8 protein-coding genes and 1 pseudogene are annotated in these 6,407 nt (G+C 43.8%); 2 read left to right on the top strand and 7 right to left on the bottom strand.

Translation table 11 applies throughout. The features are described 5' to 3' along the window. The 7 genes and pseudogenes from ASF92_RS21650 to ASF92_RS19775 all read right to left on the bottom strand — a co-directional run. Positions 1-341, bottom strand: a pseudogene (locus ASF92_RS21650) (NAD(P)-binding domain-containing protein); the annotation flags it as partial. A gap of 1 nt (position 342) precedes the next feature. Further along, positions 343-640: NAD(P)-binding domain-containing protein (locus ASF92_RS21645; protein WP_369817126.1), on the bottom strand; the 298-nt coding region annotated here is incomplete at its 3' end. Between the two features lie 161 nt (positions 641-801). Beyond that, positions 802-989: NAD(P)-binding domain-containing protein (locus tag ASF92_RS21640; RefSeq protein WP_369817125.1), on the bottom strand; the 188-nt coding region annotated here is incomplete at its 3' end. Between the two features lie 293 nt (positions 990-1,282). Beyond that, the gene (locus ASF92_RS19790; protein ID WP_055909760.1) at positions 1,283-2,173 is read right to left on the bottom strand and encodes an AraC family transcriptional regulator; all 891 of its coding nucleotides are present in this window, start codon (positions 2,171-2,173) and stop codon (positions 1,283-1,285) included. Positions 2,174-2,671: 498 nt separating this feature from the next. Further along, positions 2,672-3,427 (bottom strand): NADPH-dependent F420 reductase, encoded by a 756-nt coding sequence (locus tag ASF92_RS19785; RefSeq protein ID WP_055909757.1) that lies wholly within the window; start codon positions 3,425-3,427, stop codon positions 2,672-2,674. After that, positions 3,424-4,269, bottom strand: coding sequence for an NADPH-dependent F420 reductase (locus tag ASF92_RS19780; RefSeq protein ID WP_056097469.1), 846 nt, complete (start codon positions 4,267-4,269; stop codon positions 3,424-3,426). Before ASF92_RS19780 ends, ASF92_RS19785 begins: the two co-directional genes overlap by 4 nt. A 31-nt stretch (positions 4,270-4,300) precedes the next feature. Beyond that, on the bottom strand, positions 4,301-5,047 hold the full coding sequence (locus ASF92_RS19775) for a glucose 1-dehydrogenase (RefSeq protein ID WP_055909744.1): 747 nt from the start codon (positions 5,045-5,047) through the stop codon (positions 4,301-4,303). Between the two features lie 141 nt (positions 5,048-5,188). Here ASF92_RS19775 and ASF92_RS19770 point away from each other — a divergent pair, with 141 nt between their 5' ends. Both ASF92_RS19770 and ASF92_RS19765 read left to right on the top strand, forming a co-directional pair. After that, positions 5,189-5,551 (top strand): helix-turn-helix domain-containing protein, encoded by a 363-nt coding sequence (locus ASF92_RS19770; protein ID WP_055909743.1) that lies wholly within the window; start codon positions 5,189-5,191, stop codon positions 5,549-5,551. Positions 5,552-5,648: 97 nt separating this feature from the next. Beyond that, entirely contained in the window at positions 5,649-6,398 is a 750-nt protein-coding gene (locus ASF92_RS19765) for an NADPH-dependent F420 reductase (RefSeq protein ID WP_056097468.1), read from the top strand. The last annotated feature ends 9 nt before the right edge of the window (positions 6,399-6,407 follow it).

The raw sequence follows: 6,407 nt of genomic DNA, 5'->3' as shown, positions 1-6,407 counted from the left end.
CCTTTTTCCCCGGCAGCTTTACCGTTATGCTTGAGCGTGTATCCCAGTAACATATTAAAAACTTTCACAACCGGCCTTCCCAATAACTCGGAAATATATTCACTTTCCGTTTTTCCTGCCAAGCCCTCAAGCKCGCCATCACGTAAAGGAGAATTATTAGAGGTATCCATAATGACAACCTCTTCGGGCACATCCTGAAACAAACTTTTCGGCAGGTCTTTATATCCGCTGAAGGGAATGGATAAAATAATGGCCTCCACATCTTTAACCACGTCTTCAAGTGTTGCAGCCTTTGCTCCCAAACTTTCTGCAATTTTGCTGAGCTCAGCGAAATCCTGGGTNCGCCATCACGTAAAGGAGAATTATTAGAGGTATCCATAATGACAACCTCTTCGGGCACATCCTGAAACAAACTTTTCGGCAGGTCTTTATAGCCGCTGAAGGGAATGGATAAAATAATGGCCTCCACATCTTTAACCACGTCTTCAAGTGTTGCAGCCTTTGCTCCCAAACTTTCTGCAATTTTGCTGAGCTCAGCGAAATCCTGGGTATTGGTTACTTTGACCTGGTTCCCCGCTTGCGACAATTTTTCTACCAGTGTGCTACCCATAACACCTGTTCCAATAATTCCTATTTTCATAATTTAAGTATTTAACGTTTTCATTTTTTTTAATTTTAAGTTTTTTATTTTTTGTTCGGTACTGTTAGAATTTCCTTGGTCCAGTCACAAAATTTAGCAAGCCAGAGGCCTAGGCCTCTCCATCTGTTACCTAAAGATGGAGGCCTTTATTTTGGGAGTTNAAAATAATGGCCTCCACATCTTTAACCACGTCTTCAAGTGTTGCAGCCTTTGCTCCCAAACTTTCTGCAATTTTGCTGAGCTCAGCGAAATCCTGGGTGTTGGTTACCTTAACCTGATTCCCTGCTTGCGACAATTTTTCTACCAGTGTGCTACCCATAACACCTGTTCCAATAATTCCTATTTTCATAATTTAAGTATTTAACATTTTTATTTTTTTTAATTTTAAGTTTTTTGTTCTGTACTGTTAGAATTTCCTTGGTCCAGTCACAAAATTTAGCAAGCCAGAGGCCTAGGCCTCTCCATCTGTTACCTAAAGATGGAGGCCTTTATTTTGGGAGTTGTCACAAAATTTAGCAAGCCAGAGGCCTAGGCCTCTCCATCTGTTACCTAAAGATGGAGGCCTTTATTTTGGGAGTTGATCATCTTTGAAAAGGTGTTCGACCTGTTGATACGGTTGAGCTGAACCTAGACCAGGATGTCCTAATTCAATAAGTTATCCCTGAATTTGTTGGGAGTACTGCCTACCTCTTTTTTAAACAGACGCGAGAAGTAGGTAAGATTCTCAAAACCAAGCGCCAAGGAAATCTCTGATATGTTCATATCACCCGCCGTAAGCATATTCTTTGCCTCAGCAATTAAAAAAAGGTGGATAAGTTCCAAAGTGGTTTTACCCGTTTCCTCTTTGAGCAGGTCGGTTAAATAACGGGGCGAAATATGCATCTTTTCCGCCAGTGAAGCCACACTAGGCAGCCCGGTATGCTTCAATTTTCTTTCTTCGAGATCTGCTGCGAGCAAAGCGTTGAACCTGGTAACTGTTGCCCCACTTAATGCTGTCCGGTTAATAAACTGTCGTTTATAAAAACGCTGCGCATATTTCAGTATCGAATCAATATGACTGATGATGATCATTTTGCTATGTTCGTCCGTATTATTGTTATACTCCTTTTCTATCGCGAAATACAGGTTCCAGATGATACTTTCTTCGGTTGGTGAAAGATGCAGTGCCTCATTGACCTCGTAGTCGAAATAGCCGTACTTTTTAATCTCACTATAGAGCGAAGTTCCAGGTAAGTAGTCCTCGTGGATAATGATCATAAACCCCTTTTCCTTTAGTTCGGTATTTTTGAACAGTACTCTCTGTTGCGGCTTGATGAACGACATAGCGCCAAGGTCATGGTCATACTTGGTTTTTCCGTAGCGGATTATCCCTGATTTTAGCTTTTTGAATCCAATAATATAAAATGCCGAAGTAAATTCGAGGTCGCTGATGCCGGTGCAACTATCACCGTAAGCCACACTGAAAAGAGGGTCTTCAGGCGGCTTGAACCCAAGAACTTCATACAGTTCGCTTATTTTTTTGAAATGCTTCATATTGTTACAATTTAAATCTGGATTTGGTAAATCGAGGTTCCGCTGCTGTTGTTTTTTTTAACCATGTTCCGCCACAGCAACATCCTGCCAGGCTGAATAGTATAAGACAAATTTCCGTTAATAACCGACAGCTTTTATGATACAGAAGTAGACAATTTTGAAACATTTTAACGTCTGACCATTATTATAGGAAACCGTTGTTTGTAGTAACGAGACAAATTAGTTTCAGCACCGTCATCAATCACCTGTTGGCATTTTACCTTACATCTAAGTTCCTTTCCGGAACAAAATCAACTCGAATTAAACTAAATTAAGCAGTATAGTATGAATGCTTGCTATTTTGCGCAAAAATCCACCTTATCATGGGAGAGGCCTATACGAACGTGGTCACAGCTAGAAAAGAAAAATCTCAATAGTGCAAGGTGACGGCTATTGAGATTAATTCGTATTTATATCTTTTGAAAGTTCTGTCTCTAGACAATGGAAGGACAGCGGTTGTTAACTTGTTTTTGGATTTTTAGGGAATAGCGAACGATTATATTCAACTATCTCCTCATGCGAGGGCTGACTGGTGCGTTCCGAAAATAATTTAATCACCGAGTCCCTGATCTGAGGCGCTACTGCCCTTATGCCGTCCTGGAGTGCCCGTTCAAGCTCCCCTGCATTTAATTCTGTGCAATAGGCCGGAGTTCCTGGCTGATGCCTCCATGAGTTTTCCAGATCACCGGCATCAACAACATCAAAGCCTGCTTCATTTACGAGCCTGGATATAATTGCTTTGTCCTTTACCTCATCGCCTGAAATCGCCATCGCAATACGATCTGGTGCGCCTTCCGGTCTTCCTTTCGCCACCAGGGTTTCTGCCAGCAGATTATTGAACGCCTTAACTACTGGACGGCCGATTTGTTCGGCAACCCATACGCTCTCTACCTTACCTTTCTTGATTTCATCAATGTCAGCATCCCGGAAGGGATAGTAGTTGGAAGTATCCACTACAATGGTATCTTTTGGCACCTGGTCAAACAAGTTTTTTGGCAGTCTCGGAATGGCTATGGTGGGTACCGATAATATGACTACATCCACATCCTTAACTAGATCACCTACTGTTGCAGCCGATGCTCCGAGTTCACTTGCCTTCTTTTCCAGTTCATCGAATTCGCCCGAATTGCTTACCGAAACCTGATGCCCTGCTGCCACCATCTTTTTTGCTATTGTGCCTCCAATGGCACCTGTTCCTATAATTCCTATTTTCATTTTTTGATATTTAAATGTGATTTTTCTTCAATTATACTATAGATCTTATTGTTGTTTTTTCTTGGCGGAAGCTGGTTGATTGCCCGGTTAATATCAACTGCGTGGTCTACAAAGCCATCAGGATAATTGCCCAGCACTACGTTATTGAAATAGCTGTCGTCAAGTTCCTTCATCTTTCCAAAGGCCCGTTCCTGATTTTCTCTCAGCTCCTCTTTCTTTGCCTTTTTGCGTGCATCTATAAGTTCCGTTAAGGTCAGGTCTGTACAGTACGCAGGGCCACAAGCTTGCTGACGCCAGGAATCTTCGAGTTGTCCGGCATCCAGCGCATCAAACCCGGCTTCATCCACCAATCCCCTCACCACATCAACAGCCTGTTGAACGTCGCCCGAAACAGCCAGGGCGATCCTGCCGGCAGTTCCCGAGGCCTTGCCTTCTGTAGCCATGCTATAGGCAGCGATATTACCGAATGCCTTGATAACAGGTCTTCCAAACTGTTGCTGCACCCAGACACTGTTAACCATGCCTTTATCAATAGCCTCAATATTCCCATCCCGGTGTGGCCAGTAATTAGTGGTCTCCACTATGATTGTTGAGGAAGCTATTTTCCCTTTAAGGGTTTCAACAAGGTCTGGTATATTGACCAAGGGGATTGATACGATCAGGACATCAATATCCTGAACAACTTCGCCTACCTCTACGGCCTCTGCTCCTGCTGGATCGGCCACAGCCTGAATTGCTACTTTTCCTTTACGGTCGGCTAGCTTGAGCTGGTGCCCACAGGCACTAAACTTTTTGGCCAGTATCTGGCCAATTAGGCCAGCACCGATTATTCCTATCTTCATTTCTTATCTTTTAACTTCTCATATAATCACATTACTTGGCCGTCATGCCACCATCTACCTTATATTCGGCAGCTGTCAGGTAAGATGCCTCATCCGATGCCAGAAACAATACCAGATGGGAAATTTCTACTGGCTCGGCAAACCGCCCCATCGGTGTGGGCTCAAGCAGCTTCGGATCATCAAAAACACTTATATCAGGAACAATATTTGTCCTTACCCCGCCAGGATGCACCGAGTTAACACGAATGTTTCTGGTTGCATATTCCAGTGCAGCCATTTTTGTAAGGCCTGTTACGGCAAACTTGCTACCCACATAAGCTGCATTGGGTGAGCCGGGCGCCACCTGCAGTCCTGAGACCGAAGAGATATTTACGATCGAGCCTTTCCCAGCTTTCAGCATGGAAGGGATTACGGTTTTCATGCCCAGGAATGTCCCATCTGCATTGATGGCCATAACTTTTTTATATTCCTGATAGTCCAGTTCGGCAACATTGGCAAAGGCTCCCGTAATGCCGGCATTGTTCACAAGAACGGTTACCGGTCCAAATTTTTCCTCTGCAACCTTAAGTACTTCTTCCCACTGTTCCTGGTTGGTCACATCATGCTTTAGGAATATGACGTTCTCTCCAAGCTCATCAGCGAGCAGTTTTCCTTCTTGTTCCAGTACGTCGCTCAGTATCAGCTTGGCCCCTTCCTGGGCGAACAATCGTGCATGGGCCTCGCCCATTCCCCTTGCGGCACCTGTAATGATGGCCACCTTTCCTTCGAGTCTTTTCATATGATATTTTTTGGTAGTCAATAAATAGATCGCTTCACTAACAATAGCAATCAGCCAATTAAATAACTATTGCAAAGTTATCAGATATTGCTTTCCTTTGTATACTACTTTCCCAAAGGAAAGTGAAATAATACAAAGACAATGGCTAAAAAAAAGGAACACTGTGATTGTTTGAATACAATTAAACCAGTTAGGGATGCACTCGATGTGATCAGCGGTAAATGGAAACTTCCGATCATTATCTCGGTTGGTGTGGGCAACGACCGATTTACGGACATACAGCAAAGCATCCCCGGAATAACTCCAAAGGTGTTGGCCAAGGAACTCAGGGAACTCGAACAACATAGACTTTTAAAACGCTCTGTTGTGGGCGACTACCCTGTTAAGATTCTATATACTCTGGAAAGTTATGCCGATACCTTAACCCCAATCATATATTCACTGAAAGATTGGGGAGTAAACCACAGAACATTTGTTACCGATAAATGTGGGCTTAATTCCTAGAGGCATCAATTATCTTACTTTCCTTTGGGAAAGCACTATATAAAGTATAGCCATTCGCGACTAACTTTGCATCACGACTTTATTTAAATTTAAGTGTATGAAAATTGGAATAATAGGTACAGGATACATCGGGAAGACATTGGCGCTAAAGCTGGCAAAAGCCGGACATGAGGTGACGGTAGCAAATTCCAGGTCGCCGGAGAATATGGATAAAGAAGTCCTTGCCACCGGAGCTGTGGCAGTAACGGCGCAACAGGCAGCACAGGATAAGGATGTAATCATTTTGTCTACTCCCTTAGACCAGATCACTAAGGTTGCACCGCTATTTGCAGAGGTGCAGCAAAGTGTAACAGTAATCGATACCTCTAACTACATACCTGCACGCGACAGCAGAATTGAGCGTCTAGAAGCAGGTCAAGTTGAAAGTCTATGGGTTCAAGAACAGCTCGGACGTCCCATTGCCAAAGCATGGAATGCAGTCCTGGCATATTCTCTTGCCGCAAATGGCAGACCTGCCGGAGAACCAGGCCGTATTGCCATTCCCATAGCCGCCGACCGCGAAATTGATCGGGAGATTACCAAGCGGTTGGTAGAGGATACCGGATTCGATGCCTTTTACACAGGCTGCCTAGAAAATTCCTGGAGGCAGCAACCAGGAGCACCTGCATACTGTACCGATCTTACCATAGAGGAATTATCAAAAGTGATTGATACCGCAGAAAAAGAGCGTTTGCCCAAACGCAGGGATTTTTCGGTTCAGATCATCACAGAACGGATGAATGGCATCTCCAATAAAAATGCCGACTGGGATTTCATCCTTCGTCTTAACCGTACGTTGTACATGTAAGGGTCAAAC

The sequence above is a fragment of the Pedobacter sp. Leaf176 genome, assembly GCF_001424305.1.
GTDB lineage: Bacteria > Bacteroidota > Bacteroidia > Sphingobacteriales > Sphingobacteriaceae > Pedobacter.
Note: the sequence above shows the minus strand (reverse complement) of the source record. Positions and strands in the feature narration are given on the sequence as shown.

Bases quoted from the DNA above. Each gene is read 5' to 3' on its own strand.
- ASF92_RS19790 (WP_055909760.1), bottom strand. From the start codon at position 2,173: ATGAAGCATTTCAAAAAAATAAGCGAACTGTATGAAGTTCTTGGGTTC.
- ASF92_RS19785 (WP_055909757.1), bottom strand. From the start codon at position 3,427: ATGAAAATAGGAATTATAGGAACAGGTGCCATTGGAGGCACAATAGCA.
- ASF92_RS19780 (WP_056097469.1), bottom strand. From the start codon at position 4,269: ATGAAGATAGGAATAATCGGTGCTGGCCTAATTGGCCAGATACTGGCC.
- ASF92_RS19775 (WP_055909744.1), bottom strand. From the start codon at position 5,047: ATGAAAAGACTCGAAGGAAAGGTGGCCATCATTACAGGTGCCGCAAGG.
- ASF92_RS19770 (WP_055909743.1), top strand. From the start codon at position 5,189: ATGGCTAAAAAAAAGGAACACTGTGATTGTTTGAATACAATTAAACCA.
- ASF92_RS19765 (WP_056097468.1), top strand. From the start codon at position 5,649: ATGAAAATTGGAATAATAGGTACAGGATACATCGGGAAGACATTGGCG.